The organism is Saccharopolyspora sp. NPDC045839 (genome assembly GCF_056431645.1).
Genome location: NZ_JBWKKH010000009.1, coordinates 208446 through 223565, shown reverse-complemented (window position 1 = coordinate 223565; position 15120 = coordinate 208446). Strand labels below are relative to the sequence as shown.

Here is a 15120-nt window from a genome sequence, read left to right as displayed (position 1 = left end):
GGTCCCCCACCGGCCGGTCGTACGTCAGCTGCCTTCAGTGCACTGCTCGTCGCGGGTGATGGCGCAGACGTCGCGGACGCTGTTGAACGTCGCGTCGTCGGCCGGGACGAAGCCCCAGTAGCCGCCGACCTCGCAGTCGTCCGCCGTGCAGAAGCCGTTCGCCTTGAGGTAGTCGGCGTTGGCCTTGGTCCCGAACGCCTCCACGACCTTGCTCTTCAGGGCCGGGTCGAGGTCGTCGGCGATCGCGGCCGGCGAGCCCGGGATCAGCTCCGAGCGCCACACCACCCGCAGGTCACCGGGCTTGATGCCGCCCTTCTCCGGCAGCAGCTTGTCGACCATCGCGTCGTAGGCGAACCCGGCGTCGCACTGGCCGCTGGCCACGCCCAGCGCGGACGCGTCGTGCCCCCCGGCCAGCACCGGCTTGACGTCGCGCTCGGCGTCGATGCCTACCTTCTGCAGCGCCGCCTTCGGGTAGAGGTAGCCGGAGGTCGAGTTGGGGTCGACGAAGCAGACCTGCTTGCCCCGGAAGTCCTCGATGCGCTGGATCGGCGAATCGGCCTTGACCACGCCGTAGGACCGGTAGCCGGGCGCCCCGCCCTTGGTCTCCACCTGGGCGCCGAGCGGGCTGATCCGCACCCCGCTGTTCTTCGCGACCACGTACGACAGCGGCCCGTACATGGCGATGTCGATCTTGCCGGTGCGCTGGCCCTCGATGACCGCCGCGTAGTCGGTGGCCTTCTCCACGCGGATCTTCTTGCCGGTCTCCTTCGCCAGCATGTCGATCAGCGGCCGGAACTCCTGCTCCAGGCTGGTGGAGTCCTCCGTCGGGATCGAGGCGAACACCAGCTCGTCCGGGTTGCGCGCGCCGCCCTGCTCGGTGGCCGCGCTCGGGCCGCAGGCGGTCAGGCCCAGCGGCAGCGCCGCGCAGGCGAGGACGGTGAGCAACCGCCGGGAGGTCTTGAACATGGCAGGTCCTTCCATCGCTGAGGTGCGCGGTCAGCGTGCGGAAACCAGGTGGAGCGGTGACCGGCTCCCGGTTACGCCGAGCCGAACGGCTGCGGACGGTCCGGCGCATCTGACCTGACAACTCGCGTAGCTTCGACACCGTGATCGAGATCGACTCCGCCTTCGTCACCGCTCCCCGCGCCACCTACGCCCGCCTCCGCGAGGAGGGTCCCGTGCACCGCGCGACCGCCCCGGACGGCACATCGATCTGGCTGGTCACCCGCTACGCGGACGTGCGCGCGGCGCTGGCCGATGCGCGGCTGTCGCTGGACAAGAAGCACTCCGGCGGCGGCTACCGCGGCTTCTCGCTGCCGCCCGCGCTGGACGCGAACCTGCTCAACATGGATGCGCCGGAGCACACGAGGCTGCGCCGCGTCATCGGCAAGGCGTTCGCCCCGCGCCGGATCGAGCCGCTGCGCCCGCGGGTCCGGCAGATCGCCGACGAGCTGCTGGACGCCCTGGACGGGCAGCGCGAAGCGGACCTGATGCCGGCCTACTGCGCGCCGCTGCCGATCACGGTGATCTGCGAGCTGCTCGGCGTGGACGCCGCCGACCGGCCGGACTTCCGCTCGTGGACCGACGGCATGCTCGCGCCCGAGACGCCCGACCAGGCCCGGGATTCGCTCCAGGCGCTGTACGGCTACCTGCTCGAACTGATCGCGGCGAAGCGCGCGAATCCCGGCGCGGACTTCCTCAGCAGCCTGATCGGGCTCCGCGACGAGGAGGACCGGCTCAGCGAGGAGGAGCTGACGTCGGCGGCGTTCCTCGTGTTGTTCGCCGGCTACGAGAACACGGTGAACCTGCTGGGCAACGGGCTCGCCGCGCTGCTGACGCGACCGTCGGCGCTCGCCGCCGCCCGCAGCGGAGTCACACCGGCCACTGTGGATGAATTGCTGCGGTTCGATCCCCCGCCGCAGCTGGCGATCCGCCGATTCCCGGTCACCGACGTCGAGATCGGCGGCGTGACCATCCCGGCCGGGGAGACGGTGCTGCTCTCGCTGGTGTCGGCGCACCACGACCCGGACCGCTACGCCGACCCGGAGCGCCTGGACCTCGCCCGCGCCGACAACCCGCACCTGGCGTTCGGCCACGGGCCGCACTTCTGCCTCGGGGCGTCGCTGGCGCGGATGGAGGGGGAGATCGGCTTCGGCGCGCTGCTGAGCCGGTTCCCGGACCTGGCGCCGGCGGTGCCGGAGGAGGAGCTGCAGTGGCGGAACTCCTTCCGCAACCGCGGCCTCCGCACCCTCCCGGTCATTCTCCGCTGACGACCGCCGCCTGACCGAGGACGTCCAATTTTAGGCAAAATCGCGAACCTACCGGCGCCGCCCGGAGGTGGGCGGCGTGGTGGAGTTCGCCCAATTTTAGGCAAAATTGGAAATCCCGTTCCGACGTGCCGCGCTTTGCCGCGGTGAGTAGTCCGGCGTGCGGCAACGCGAGGGGTACCGTGGGAAGGGTCATGCGAGCTCGTTCCGCATCGCGCAGGATCCGGATCGGCACGTCCGGTTGGGTGTACGGCCCCTGGCACGGTCCGTTCTACCCGCGCGATCTGCGCCGCGGCGCCGAACTGGAGTACCTCTCGGGCCGGCTCGGCTCGGCGGAGATCAACGCGTCGTTCTACTCCCTGCAACGCCCGCACACCTACCGCCGCTGGGCGGAGCAGACCCCGGACGACTTCCTGTTCGCGGTCAAGGGAAGCCGCTACATCACCCACATGAAAAGGCTCCACGACGCCGAAACGCCGCTGGCGAACTTCTTCGCCTCCGGCGTTCTCGCCCTCGGCTCGAAGCTCGGGCCGCTGCTCTGGCAGCTCCCGCCGTCGCTGGGCGTCGACGTCGAACGCCTGACGGCGTTCTTCCGCCTCCTCCCCCGGAGCACCGCCGCGGCCGCTGCGCTGGCCGCTCGGCACGACGATCGGCTCGCGGGCCGCTCGCTCACCGAGACCGACGCGGATCGGCCGCTGCGCCACGCGCTGGAGGTCCGCCATCCCGGCTTCGCCTCCGCCGAGGCGGTCGAGCTGCTCCGCAGCCACGACATCGGCCTGGTGGTGGCGGACGCGGCGGGGGCCTGGCCGCACCTGGAGGACGTCACGAGCGACTTCGTCTACCTCCGCTTCCACGGCGCCGAGGAGCTGTACGCCAGCGGCTACAGCGCCGAGGACCTGGACCACTGGGCGAAGTTGATCCGGTCGTGGCACGAGGGCAAGTGCCCGAGAACGGAGCACACGGTGGCGACCCCGGCGCGAACGACCAAGGGCCGAGACGTCTACGCCTACTTCGACAACGACGTGAAGGCCCACGCACCCCACGACGCGATGTCCCTCGCCGAACGCTGCGCAAGGCGCTGAACGCACGCCGCGCGGCGATGGCTGGCCGACCGAGCGAACGGACCGTTCGCACCCATAGACGGAGCGAACAGGCCGTTCACTCCGCCCCCTCCAACCCCACCACCCCGGAACGAACGGACCGTTCGCACCCATAGACGGAGCGAACAGGCCGTTCGCTCCGCCCTGACGCCGACCGTGCCGGGCGGGCTGGTCGCCTCGGGGACGTTCAGGGTGCTTCCGGGCCCGGGAGTTCCGGGCGGGCGTCGAAGGTGCTCCGGATCAGTTCCGCCAGTTCGTCGTGACCGTGCGACGCCAGGACCTCCGCCACCCGGCGGCCGAGCGCCGCGCGCTCCTCCCCCGTCGCCAGGCCTTCGATCGCGGCCAGCACGTGCTGCGACGCGCCCGGCCTGCTGCCCTGGACCTCGAATTCCTCCAGCCGGAACGAGCGCATCGTGTGCTGGTCGCCCGGCATCGCGGTGATCCACTGTGGAGGATGGAGGTCCGGGTCCGGGATCCGGGTGTCGTGCGCGGCGGCGGTGAGCCTCCGCAGGTTGGCGATCTGGCGGACCGCCTCGTCGACGTTGCCGTCTTCCCTCGCCAACCACCAGACCAGCGCGCTGCCGGGATCCTTCAGCACGTCTTCGGCCAGGTAGGCGCGCTTCTCGCGCTCGTGTTTCCGCGCGCGTTCCCAGAGCTCTTCCTGCTTGCGCGCCTCGGCGAGGCGACGCAGCGTGTCCGCGTCGGAGTCGGGCAGTTCGAGCCGCACGTCGCCGGCCCAGGCCGCCACGCGCCCGGATGGATCGGAGCGTTCCACGCCGAGCGCGGCGTTCAGCCGGTACTGCGCGAGCGCGCCCTCGTCCGGCGGCACTTCCGCCACGAAGTGAGCGGCCTGCTCCAGGATCAGGTCGATGGCCAGCCCGCCGGGGTCGGCGTGCGGCAGCCCCGGCGCGTCCGGCTTCGAGTACCAGAACACCTTGCCGGAGAACAAGAACTTGTAGTCCGGGTGCGCGCTTCGCATCGGCAGGTCCGATAATGACCGCTCGGTCGCTTGCGGGCGCTCCCGCGGTTCGGCGGCTTCGATGACCGGCGACTCCGCCGCGAGCTTCTGGTCCTGCCAGCGCCGGTACCGCCAGAAGATCACCCACGGAGCGACGCACGTCGCGGCGACCAGCGCCAGCCACAGCCACGCTGGCCAGCCGAAACGCAATCCGAGCACGATCCAGAGCGCCGCCGCGATCACCGACACCGCCTTGACGACACCACGCTGCTCACGATTCATCCGGCGTCCTCCACGCACTGGGCTGCACTCCCCAATTCAGTACCGGGCGTCCGGCGCGGCGGAACCGTTCAAGCGGATTTCCGCTCGAACAGAGCAGACCCGCGCCCGGATCGTGGCGGGCTCAGAACCGCAAGAACACCGCGGTGGCGTCGTCGTGGGGTTTTCCCCTTCGCCCGCGGCTTTCCGCCGGGGTTTCCGCTGCTTCCGCGGCTCGCACCCGGCGCAGCAGCTCGGCCGGGCCGGCGTGCTCCACGAGGTCCAGCAGGTCGGTCCAGTCACCGAGGCCGAAGCGGTCCACGTAGCGGGACGCGCCGTCGGTGAGCAGCACCGCCCGGCGCACGTCGGGCGCCGGGAGCACGCCGCGCACGGCTTCGTACGCCGCTTCGGGTTTCGTGCCGGCGACCCAGAATCCGCCCGGCCGGTTCCGCAGGTCACGGACCGCTTCGGGCGTGTAGCTGGGCAGGTGGTCGATCCGGTCGTCGATGATCGGCCGGGGTTCGCCCGCCACGTCGAGCACGATCGGGCTGTCGGCGAGCACGAGGTACTCCAGGTCGTCGCCGCGCAGTCGCAGCAGCGCCGCAGTCGCCGAGGGACTCGACGGGTTTCGCAGGTCGCAGGTGTCCGCGTGCGCTGCGCAGGTCGCGCGGATCGCGTCGGCGAGGAGGTCGGCGGCTGTCCCGTCCGACGCCGCCAGCCGCTGCGCCAGCTCGCCTCCGAGCCGACGTACCAGCCAGGGCACGTCGTGCACGCAGCCACTGTCCACTCCGGACGGAGCAGTCGCGCCGTCGAGGACGAACGCCCAATCGGGCCCGGTGGTCAGGTAGTCCTCGTTCGGCCGGCCGGGCGTGGCGATCGTCGCCTGCGTCGCCCGCACGCCCGGTCAGCCGCCGGGCCGCTGCGGCAGGTTGTGCAGCGCCGCCACCAGCGGCGCGAGCTCCGGGACCTGCTCGGCTTCGACCAGCGCCTTCTCCAGGGCTTCGTCGTGGGTGGGGCGGGCCTGCTCCCACAGGGCCCGGCCCGCGTCGGTCAGCTCCGTGTAGATGCCGCGGCGGTCGTCCTTGCACAGGACCCGGGTGAGCAGCTCGCGGTCTTCCAGCCGGTTGACCAGCCGGGTGGTCGCGCTGCCGCTGAGCGCCGTGGCGCGGGCGAGCTGCTGCATCCGCATGTGCCAGCCGTCCTGCCTGCTCAGGGCGTCCAGGACGGTGTACTCGACGACCGACAGCCCGTGCCCGGCCTGCAGCGCCTTCTCCAGCGCGGTTTCGAGCGCCCCGTGGAGCGCGGCGAGCGTGCGCCAGCCGTGCGCCCGAATCTCGACGGCATCGTCGGCGATCCCCACCGCACACCTCCCGTGATGCGTACCTCCTACGACTATAGCAGCTTGCGCGGTTATGAAGCGTGTGCAAGCATTGATCGCGCGCCTGCAACTACCCGTGCACGCCTTGCGCCGACTCGCGCCGCCAGGGCACCCCGGTCAGCACCGACCTGCCGGCCACCGCGATCGGGACGAAACCCGCACCCGCCCAACGGATCGGGCCGCTCAGCTCCGCTTGAACAGCACGTACGCCTCGACCCAGCCCTTCTCGTTCGGCACCACCGAGAACCGGTCGAGCTCCCAGCCCTCGCCCTCGATCGCCTCGATCCGCTCCGACCACGGATCGATCGCGTCGTCCTTGCTACCGGGCAGCGCGACCAGGCGAACGGTGAACCGCCGCCGCTCCGCTTCGAGAGCGGCGGCGGCCATCGCGCCGAGATCGGCTTTCGAGTTCTGGAAGAATCCCATTCCCCCATTCAACCCCAAAAGCCCCGAAATGCTCGAAACGGGTCAATGGTCGTCGTTGCGGAAGAAGAGCTCTTCGAGATGATCCGCGGTTTCCGCGACGAAGTTCAGCGGATCGGTGAACTCGTTGATGTCGAGGTTCAGCAGCGGCAGCGAATGCCGGAGCACGACGTGGTCCCCGATGATCAGCGCCCCGCACACGACCGAGGTCTGTCCCAGCTCTTCCAGCAGTTTCCGCAGGTTGACGGTCTCGGCCAGGCCGATCACCGACACGACCTGCACCCAGTCCTCGCGGCCGTCGAGCCGCTCGTGGCAGACGATGACGATCTGACTCCGGTCGTCCTCGTACTCGACGAGGAGCCGGATCTCGTCCTCGCTGTCCTCGATGATCCGGTACTCGGGCTCGCCTTCCTCCGCCTCACCGGGGACGACCCGGTATTCGGTCCGGACGAATTCGAGAAGGTCTTCCCAGGTCGCCACGATTCCTCCCAGCAATCGGCCGCGAACCGGCATGGATTTCGACGGCGATCTTGCCACGCCGCCCCACCGCGCCGACCCTTTTCCGGCCGGGAGCAGCCGAACGCGTTATTCGGTGAGCAAGGGCAGCGAAGTCGCGCCGATCATGTCCGTGCCCGGCATGAGGACCGGCGGGTTCGCCGGATCCGTGCGCAGCACCGGGAAGCGGTCCAGCAGGATGTTCATCGCGATCCGGCCCTCCAGCCGGGCCAGCGGCGCGCCCAGGCAGAAGTGGATGCCGCGCCCGAACGCGATGTGCGGGTTGGGGTCGCGGGCCGGGTCGAAGGCGTCCGGATCGGCGAACACCCGGCCGTCGCGGTTGGCCGCCCCGAGCCACACCGAGAGCACCTGGTCCGCGGGCACCCGCCGGCCGCCGACCTCCGTCTCGGTCATCGTCGCCCGGTAGGTGAGCGCGAACGGGGTCAGCAGGCGCAGCGATTCCTCGATCGCGCCCGGCACCAGCGCGCGGTCCGCGCGCACCCGCGCCGCCTGCTCAGGGTGCGCGTCCAGGCACATCACCGTGTTGCCCAGCAGCATCGTGGTGGTGATGTGCCCGGCGGCCAGCAGGAGGTTGGCGAAGTTCGCGATCTCGTTGTCGGTGAGCCGTTCGCCGTCGATCTCCGCCTGCACCAGCTGGGTCAGCAGGTCCTCGCGGGGGTTCCGACGCCGCTCCGCAGCGTGCTCGAGGATGTAGTCGTAGATCTGCCGCATGCTATCCAGCGATGCGTTCATCTCGCGCAGCTGCTCCTCGCCCTGGGCGGAGACCGAGAGCTGCTGGCCACCGCTGAGCTGCTCCTCCACCCATTCCCGGAAGAGATCCCGGTCGCTGCTGGGCACGCCCAGCAGCTCGGCGATGACGATCACGGGCAGCGGGTAGGCGAGATCCGCGACGAGCTCGAACCGGTCCCGGCCGGCCACCTCGTCGAGCAGTTCGTGCGTCAGTGCGGCGATCCGCGGTTCGAGGTCGGCCACGATCTTCGGGGTGAACGCGTGGCTGACCAGCTGACGCAGCTTGCGGTGCTGCGGCGGATCCATCTGCGTCAGGTCACCCTCCAGGAAAGCCGGGTCCAGCTCGATCGGCATGACCCGCGTGATGTCGGAGGAGAACGTCTTCGGATCGCTGAGGACCGCGACCGTCTCCGGGTGGCCGTGGACGTTCCACACGCCTCGCTCTTCGTCGAAGTCGACCGGGCTCGCCGGTTTCTCGCCGCGCAGCCAGAAGTGCTGCGGGTCGACCGCCATGCGGGCAGCATCGATTATCACGGGATTTCCCTTTCGTTGGGGTAAAAGGAAAACGGGCGGGTCCGATCAGGATCGGCACCAGGCCGGAGCGAGGGCAGCAGGAAGCGCACGGGCGCATCCGCGTGAACATCGGCCGCGGCAAGGGCCGGAATCGTGGCGCAGGACCTCGGTCCTGGCGAAGGTCACCGCCGGAAAGTACGGCGGCGCGGTGCTTTTCGGGGTCTATTCGCCGATCATTCGTCGACGAGCGAGGAGCGGCGCACGATGATGTCACCGCTCACGGTGCTGGCGCGGACCTCGACGGTCTCCTCCGCGTCTCCCGGCGCGTCGACGCTGTCCAGCGAGTTGTGCACGCGACCGATCGTGGTGTTCAGGTCCAGGTACGCGGCGGTCCCTTCCCGGACGCCGACCTCCAGCTCCCCCACCGACACGTCCAGCTCGACCGTGCCGCGCGCGACTTCGCCGATCCGGATGTCGCCGTTGGCGGTCTTGGCCCGGACGGAGTCGCGCGCCTTCTCGACGGTGATGCTGCCGTTGGCCGCGCTCAACCGCGCTTCACCGCCGATCTCGCCGATCCGGGTCTCCCCGTTGGAGTTCTTGAACACCCCGGCACCGTCGACCCGCCTGATCCGCAGCTCGCCCGACCCGGTGGCGGCCTCGGCCGGGCCCGCCACGCGGTCGACGGCGACCGCGCCGGTGGCGGACTTCGCGTTCAGCGGGCCGGTGGTGTCGAGCCGGATGGCGCCGACCGAGGTCCGGACCCGGCACTCGCCGAGCCGCCCCTCGCCGCGGAAGTCCCCCTGCGCCGACTCGCCGCGCACCCGCGACCCGGTCGGCAGCTCGATCAGCACCTCGACCGATCCGCCGTCGCGCGGGCCGTAGTGCCGCCACCGCTTCTCCGTCTTGACCACCAGCTCGCCATCGGAGAACTCGACGCGGGTCAGTTCCACCGCCCGCACGTCGGCCTTCCGGGACGGGTCGGTCGGTCGCACGTCGACGACGGTGTCGGCCCGGTCGGCGGCGACGATCCGCACGTCGCCCATGACGACGTCGATCGTGGCGGAAATCGGTTCCGGAGTGTCGAAAGTTGGCATGACTGTCCCCTCAGATCGTGTTCGGTGAGCGTCCTCGCTGGTAGGACGTGTGGTGTACGGGTCGGAGCGCGCCGCTAGCGCGCCCACCCGGTGTAGCGCTGTCCGCGCCGGCCGGTGCCGCGCCCGGCGGGCCGCTCGGCGGGTTCCACCGCGGCGGCGGCGGCCCGGACGAGCCACGCGTTGACCGACAGGCCTTCTCGCCCGGCCGCTTCCTCGACGCGGGCCTTGAGCCTTTCGGGCATCCGGACGTTGATCCGCGACATGGCACCTTCGTCGGCCTCCAGGACCGGCCGGACCTCCGCCGGCGCGCTCTCGCCGCCGTCGGCCGCCTCGCCGTGGGCCACCACCGATGGTGGCGCCGTCACGACGAACTCCGCTTCCCCGCTGCGGAACCGCAGGTCCACCGACCCCGGCGCGAGCTCTCGGGTGATCTCGTCGGCAGCCGAGGACAACGCGTCCAGCAGCGTCAGCCGGAGGGCGGACTCCAATGGCGTCGTGAGCCGCTCGGCGAGCTCCCGGGCATCGTCACCACCGACTTCGGCGGCGACGGCCAGCTCCCGCCGGATGCCGTCGACATACACCCCAATATCCATGGCACCATCATGGCATCATGATGGCACCAATGCAACCACCCATGGCACTCGGCGCGCCACACGACGCGGCGCGGGCCGGTCCACGGCCGAGAACGATCAGCGTTTCGGCTGGCTGACGCCGCGCAGGCGCGGCGCGGCGGCGATGGCCACCGCGGCCGTCAGCAACGCCGCGCCGAGGATCACCGCGCGCAGCGACGTGACTTCGGCGAGCGGCCCGGCGAGCGCGGCACCCAGTGGCATCAGGCCCCAGGCGAGCACCCGGTGCGCGCTGGTCACCCGGCCCATCATCGGGCGCGGCGTGAGGCGCTGGCGGTTGGCCGCGGACAGCACGTTCCACGCGCCCGCGCCCAGCCCCATGACGAAGTACGCGACCCACGCTCCGCCCGGTGCCCGCACCACACCGAGCAGCGCGATTCCCGCGGCCAGCACGAACAAAGCGCCGATCATCACCGATCCGCCGCCCAGCCGGCCGGCCAGCCGGGACGCGACCGGGGCGGCCAGCAGCGTGCCGATCGCGGTGCAGACCAGCAGCGTCGGCACGGACGCCGCGGGCAGGCGCAGCGACTCGATCGCGAACAGGAACGCCACCGCGTTGACACCGCTGGTGAGCAGCGCGGTCACGCCGACGACGCCGACGACCGCGCGCAAGCCCGGGCTGCGCACCAGGAAGCGCAGCCCCGCAAGCACTTCCGCGCGCAACGACGTCGCTTCGCGATCCTGGGGCGGGGCCGCCTGGCCGGGCACGGCGATCACCAGGAGCAGCGCCAGCCCCAGCGCGAGCGCGTTCGCCGCGAAGCACAGCGCGGGATCCCACGCGAACAGCGCCGCCGCCGCCAGCGGGCCCGCGATCTCGACACCGGCGGTCTCCACGCTGACGAACCGCCCGTTGGCGCGTTCCAGCTCCGCCCGTCCGGCCAACGACACCAGCAGCGTCTGCGCCGCCGAATCGGCGAACGTTTCCGCGCTGCTGAGCAGGAAACCGCACACCAGCAACGCGGGCAGCCCGGCGTTGCCGGTGTGGATCAGGCCGGCCAGCGCGAACGTGACGGCGCAGCGGAAGGCGTGCGCGCAGATCAGCGCGTGCCGGGGCCGCCACCGGTCGACCATCGCGCCCGCGGGCAAGGCGACCAGCAGCCACGGCAGCACGGTCGCCGCCGCAACCGCCGAAACGGCCACCGGATCGCGCGTGCTCACCGCCGTGAACAAGGGCAGCGCCGCAGCCCGGATCCCGTCGCCGACCGACGAAACGGCCCAAGCAGCGAGCAGGAGCCCGAACGGCCGGGAACGCACCCCCGCTGCCGGACCACTCATCCGCAAGCCGCCTCCCCGCGCCGTTCAGACCACCATCGCGGGCACCGGCCAGCGCCGCAGCCGGGCCGGCGCCCACCAGCGCAGCCCGCCCGCGCGGACCAGCAGGCCGTGCTCGGCGAACAACGAGGTGGCGGCCGGGTCGCACGCGTCCGGGTCGGTGCCGGCCGCGAGCCTGCGGATGGCCGCGATCAGGTCGGGTTCGTCCACCGTGTAGCACTCCAGCGATCCGCTGCGCCGGTCCCGGATCTGGACGAAGCCCGGCCCTTCCCGGAAGACGCACTTGGCCGGGAAGTACGCCGCCCGCCACGGGTCGAGATCGGCACCCCCGCTCGGCGGCGGCAGATGGGAGAACGCCTGCCAGGCCGGCGGCCGGCCGGACGCGCGCCACTCGCAGCGCACGCCCCACGCGGCCAGTTCCCGCAGCAGGTCGAGCGCGCCGCGGGACCCCGGCTCGTCGAGCCGGACCGGTGCGGTGAACACGACCTTGCGCACCCCGCCGTCGAACAGCCGGCGCGCCTGGCCGACCGGGTCCGCGGAAACCGCTTGCAGGCCAAGGGATTCATCGCCCAGAGCGCCCAGGTAGTGGCGGAACAACTCGATCTGCACCTGCTGCCTCGCAGTCATCCGATCTGGAGCAATTGCTGGTTGTTGGCCTGCGGCACCACGTGGACGTAGCGGCCGTCGTCGGTGAAGAGCAGGCCCCGATGCCGCCAGAGGTCGAGCCGGTCGCGCACCTGCGGCCCGAACCCGGACTCCAGGTTCGGCAGCGAGCGCGGCCGTTCCAACGCCCGGAACAGCTCCGCATCGGCGCCGGTCAGCACGTGCTCGTCCGGGCCGAATCCGGGCCGGTCGTCGATCACGACCACCTCGCCGTCCAGCTCCACGTGCTCCAGCACGCTCGTCGGGTGGTGCTCGGTCCACGCGGCCACCGCCGCCAGCAGCTCGGCCTCCGCGCGGCCGCCGATACCGGCGGGCTCGGTGCTGAACAGGTAGGCGAGGTCGCGCAGTTCCTCGGCGGGCAGGTCGTAGTTCAGGAAGTACTGCGGGTCGGGTTCCCGCGCCGCGAAGCCCAGCGCCGGGTCGTCGAAGTAGGGGCTGAAGCGCTCCAGGGCGATGCGGCCGGCCCCGTCCATCGGCGGCAGGTGACTCAGGGCCGGGAGCTGCCCGACGACGGACGCGTAGTCGGAGTCGAGCTCGCCGGGGAATCCGTACAGGTAGTTCCACATCACCGTGAGCCCCAGCGACCGCGCGTCCCGCAGCAACCGCACGTTCTGGCACCCGTCCACGCCCTTGTCCATCAGCCGCAGCACCCGGCTGCTGAGGTTCTCGATGCCGGGCTGCACCTGGACCACCCCGGCCCGCACCAGCTGGCGCAGCTGGTCGAAGCGCAGGTTCGCCTTGATCTCGCACTGCAACCGCAGGTCGTAGCCGGCGGCTTCGAGCCGGGGCAGCACGGTGCGCAGGTACTCCATGTCGAGGATGTTGTCCACCAGGTACATGTCCAGCACCCGGTACCGCTCGGCGAGACCGACCAGCTCGTCGTGGAAGCGGTCCGGGCTCTTGCTGCGGAACTGCATGAACGACCCGTTGAGCCCGCAGAACGTGCAGTGGTGCTTCTCGCCCCACCAGCAGCCGCGGGCGCCCTCCACCACGAGCTTGGGCTCGGTCTCGGACGCGGCGGCGCACCCGGCGAACCGCTCCAGGTAGCCGTCGAAGTCCGGGGCCGCGATCTGCGCCGGCGGCAGCGGCGCGGCGGTCAGCTCGTTGACGTGCTCGCCGGAGCCGTCCCGCCAGCACAGACCCGGTATGCGCGCCGGGTCACCGCCGCGGTCGAGGTGTTCGACCAGCGCGGGCAGCGCGAGTTCCCCTTCCCCGCGCACGACGAAGTCGACGAACTCGAAGTTGCGGTGCCAGGCGGCGCCCTGCGGGCCGTCGCAGTTGGCGCCGCCGAACACGATTCGCGACGCGGGGTCCAGCTGCTTGAGCTCGCGGGCCAGCGCCAGCGAAGCGGTGTTCTGCTGGAACGTGGTGGTGAACCCGATCAGGCCGCCCGCGGTGTCGGCGATTTCCTTGGCGTAGGCCGAGATCCAGTCGGGCACTAGGTCGTGCAGCCGCAGGCACAGCTCCAGCCGGTCCGCGTCGATGCGCCCGGTCATCGCCTCCCGGAACTCCGCGGCGCGCCAGCCGCGCACCCCGTGCAGGGCGGCGGTGAAGACCCAGTCCCCGCAGCCCTCGAAGTAGGAGTCCAGCGAGAAGAAGTCGTACTCGCGCAGCCGGGTGCCCAGGTTCTGGTGCATCCAGTCGAAGAAGTCGAGGTTCGCGTCGACCACCCGAACGCGGTTCGCCCCACCCCGCTCGACGGCGGTCTTCAGGATTCCGCAGGCCAGCGACGGGTAGCCGACCGAGGCCCACGGCATGTTCACCAGTGTCACGTCCATGCGATCCGGTCACCTTCCGAGCGGGCCGGAGGGCCGGTGGGGCGGCACCCCACCGGCCCCGCCGGCGTCACTTCGAAACCCGCACCCCCGAGGTGCCGGTCCCGCCGATCGCCTTCGGGTCGTTGTGCACGGTCGTCTTCTTCACAGACTTCACCCCCTCCCCCGATAACCCGTCGGCCGAAACGATGTCCTCCCCTAGGACAAGGCCCGAGTCGCCCAACGATGCCGACCGCCGGGCACCGCGCGCAAGCCGGAATTCACCCGATCGCCCCGGACGGAGAATGCGAATCACGCGCAGTTTTCTCGGTTTTCCCATCGAAGAGCGGGAGCGAAGACCGATCGCCGGATGGGTTTAGTCCCATTGTCGGCATTGCGGGCTACCGGTTCTGGAACAGTGCGACCATCTGTGCTGATGCGGATTCCCAGGCGAATCCCCAGTTCGCCGGGGTCGCCGTCGATTGGTCACCGGAAAACCGGCCGCGCCAACGAGGTTCGGAGGGATTCGGAATCCGGATGCTCGAAGCAGCAGGTCTGCACGCGGTCGCCACATAGCTACCGGTAGCGGCCGACGACTCGCGCACGTCGCCGGCCGTGTCCGGTTCTACTGGGCCGTCTCGCTCACCCTGGCGAGCGCGACACCGCCCACGATCAGCGCGAGCGCGAGGATCCGCCCGAGGCTGACGGGATCCCGGTAGAGGAGGATGCCGAGCACGAGCGCCCCCGCCGCCCCGATCCCGGTGAAGACCAGGTACGCCGTGCAGACCGGCACCGTGTTCATCGCCCGCGACAGCAGGTAGACGGCGGCAGCGCAGAGCACGAGGCACAGCAGCGTCGGCAGCGGCTTGGTGAAGTTCTCGGTGGGCTTGATGCTCTGCGCCCAAGCCACTTCGACCAGTCCCGCCGCGATCAGCAGCAGCCAGTTCACCGCGCGCCTCCCGCGCGTCGCGCCGACAGTTCCGCGACGACCGCGTCCACCCGCTGCTCCGCCGACGTCGCCGAGGCCCGCTGCTGCTCCGCGAGGTGCTCGATCTGCGGATCGACCAGCACGTTGGTGAGTTCGGAGTTGATGAAGGTGACGTCCTCGACCGAGAAGTGCCCGGCGAAGAAGTCCCGCAGGTACCGCTTTGCGACGAGGTCGCATTTCAGTCGGCGAGGAGGTGCTGCTCCCGGCCGAACATGGTGGCGGCGGCCCGCGCGCTGGGCGTCCCCGCGTCGAGGTCCGCGCCGGCCTCGCGGAGCACGGCCACCACCTCATCTGCGCCCTTGAACAGCGCACCGGCGATGGGCGCCTGGTCGCGCTCGTTGCGCAGGTCGGGATTCGCGCCGCGGTCGAGCAGCGCGCGCACGGTTGCGGCGTGCCCGTGGTAGGCGGCGAGCATGAGCAGGGTGTTGCCGCCCTGGTCGGCCACGTCGACCGGGAGTCCGTGGTCGACGAACTCCGCGAGCTGCGCGGTTTCGCCCTCCCGGGCCAGGTCCATGGCGATCGCCACGACGCGCTCGGTCTGCTCCGGGGTCAGTCCACCGTGGCTCATCAGCAGCTCT

General features: G+C 71.0%; 17 protein-coding genes. 2 read left to right on the top strand and 15 right to left on the bottom strand.

What is annotated here, in order from left to right:
• Positions 1–24: 24 nt before the first annotated feature.
• On the bottom strand, positions 25–966 hold the full coding sequence (locus tag AC07EQ_RS15930; RefSeq protein WP_478388676.1) for a phosphate/phosphite/phosphonate ABC transporter substrate-binding protein: 942 nt from the start codon (positions 964–966) through the stop codon (positions 25–27).
• Positions 967–1106: 140 nt separating this feature from the next.
• Here AC07EQ_RS15930 and AC07EQ_RS15925 point away from each other — a divergent pair, with 140 nt between their 5' ends.
• Both AC07EQ_RS15925 and AC07EQ_RS15920 read left to right on the top strand, forming a co-directional pair.
• Entirely contained in the window at positions 1107–2270 is a 1164-nt protein-coding gene (locus AC07EQ_RS15925; RefSeq protein WP_478388675.1) for a cytochrome P450 family protein, read from the top strand.
• 191 nt (positions 2271–2461) lie between these two features.
• Positions 2462–3349 (top strand): DUF72 domain-containing protein, encoded by an 888-nt coding sequence (locus AC07EQ_RS15920; protein ID WP_478388674.1) that lies wholly within the window; start codon positions 2462–2464, stop codon positions 3347–3349.
• A gap of 205 nt (positions 3350–3554) precedes the next feature.
• Here AC07EQ_RS15920 and AC07EQ_RS15915 read toward each other — a convergent pair whose 3' ends face one another.
• The 14 genes from AC07EQ_RS15915 to AC07EQ_RS15850 all read right to left on the bottom strand — a co-directional run bounded on the left by AC07EQ_RS15915 (position 3555) and on the right by AC07EQ_RS15850 (position 15110).
• Complete coding sequence (locus tag AC07EQ_RS15915) at positions 3555–4607, bottom strand: hypothetical protein (RefSeq protein ID WP_478388673.1); 1053 nt, start codon at positions 4605–4607, stop codon at positions 3555–3557.
• A 121-nt stretch (positions 4608–4728) separates the two neighbouring features.
• The gene (locus tag AC07EQ_RS15910) at positions 4729–5481 is read right to left on the bottom strand and encodes a protein phosphatase 2C domain-containing protein (RefSeq protein ID WP_478388672.1); all 753 of its coding nucleotides are present in this window, start codon (positions 5479–5481) and stop codon (positions 4729–4731) included.
• Between the two features lie 6 nt (positions 5482–5487).
• Complete coding sequence (locus tag AC07EQ_RS15905; protein WP_478388671.1) at positions 5488–5943, bottom strand: MarR family winged helix-turn-helix transcriptional regulator; 456 nt, start codon at positions 5941–5943, stop codon at positions 5488–5490.
• Between the two features lie 201 nt (positions 5944–6144).
• A complete protein-coding gene (locus AC07EQ_RS15900) occupies positions 6145–6387 on the bottom strand; it encodes a hypothetical protein (protein ID WP_478388670.1) in 243 nt (80 codons plus the stop codon).
• 42 nt (positions 6388–6429) lie between these two features.
• A complete protein-coding gene (locus AC07EQ_RS15895; RefSeq protein WP_478388669.1) occupies positions 6430–6864 on the bottom strand; it encodes a type III secretion system chaperone family protein in 435 nt (144 codons plus the stop codon).
• Positions 6865–6969: 105 nt separating this feature from the next.
• Positions 6970–8142 carry a cytochrome P450 gene (locus tag AC07EQ_RS15890; RefSeq protein ID WP_478388668.1) on the bottom strand — a complete coding sequence of 391 codons (1173 nt, stop codon included), beginning with the start codon at positions 8140–8142 and terminating at the stop codon, positions 6970–6972.
• 233 nt (positions 8143–8375) lie between these two features.
• Positions 8376–9236 (bottom strand): DUF4097 family beta strand repeat-containing protein, encoded by an 861-nt coding sequence (locus tag AC07EQ_RS15885; RefSeq protein ID WP_478388667.1) that lies wholly within the window; start codon positions 9234–9236, stop codon positions 8376–8378.
• Positions 9237–9310: 74 nt separating this feature from the next.
• Positions 9311–9829 (bottom strand): toxin-antitoxin system HicB family antitoxin, encoded by a 519-nt coding sequence (locus AC07EQ_RS15880; RefSeq protein ID WP_478388666.1) that lies wholly within the window; start codon positions 9827–9829, stop codon positions 9311–9313.
• 96 nt (positions 9830–9925) lie between these two features.
• Positions 9926–11140, bottom strand: coding sequence for an MFS transporter (locus AC07EQ_RS15875; RefSeq protein ID WP_478388665.1), 1215 nt, complete (start codon positions 11138–11140; stop codon positions 9926–9928).
• A gap of 24 nt (positions 11141–11164) precedes the next feature.
• Positions 11165–11764, bottom strand: a complete 600-nt coding sequence (locus AC07EQ_RS15870) for a DUF5825 family protein (protein ID WP_478388664.1) — start codon at positions 11762–11764, stop codon at positions 11165–11167.
• Entirely contained in the window at positions 11761–13578 is a 1818-nt protein-coding gene (locus AC07EQ_RS15865; protein WP_478388663.1) for a RiPP maturation radical SAM C-methyltransferase, read from the bottom strand. The genes AC07EQ_RS15870 and AC07EQ_RS15865 overlap by 4 nt, the downstream gene beginning before the upstream one ends.
• Positions 13579–14179: 601 nt before the next feature.
• On the bottom strand, positions 14180–14503 hold the full coding sequence (locus tag AC07EQ_RS15860) for a DMT family transporter (RefSeq protein WP_478388662.1): 324 nt from the start codon (positions 14501–14503) through the stop codon (positions 14180–14182).
• Positions 14500–14625 (bottom strand): hypothetical protein, encoded by a 126-nt coding sequence (locus tag AC07EQ_RS15855; protein ID WP_478388661.1) that lies wholly within the window; start codon positions 14623–14625, stop codon positions 14500–14502. Before AC07EQ_RS15855 ends, AC07EQ_RS15860 begins: the two co-directional genes overlap by 4 nt.
• Positions 14626–14720: 95 nt before the next feature.
• Complete coding sequence (locus AC07EQ_RS15850; RefSeq protein WP_478388660.1) at positions 14721–15110, bottom strand: ankyrin repeat domain-containing protein; 390 nt, start codon at positions 15108–15110, stop codon at positions 14721–14723.
• Between the last annotated feature and the right edge of the window lie 10 nt (positions 15111–15120).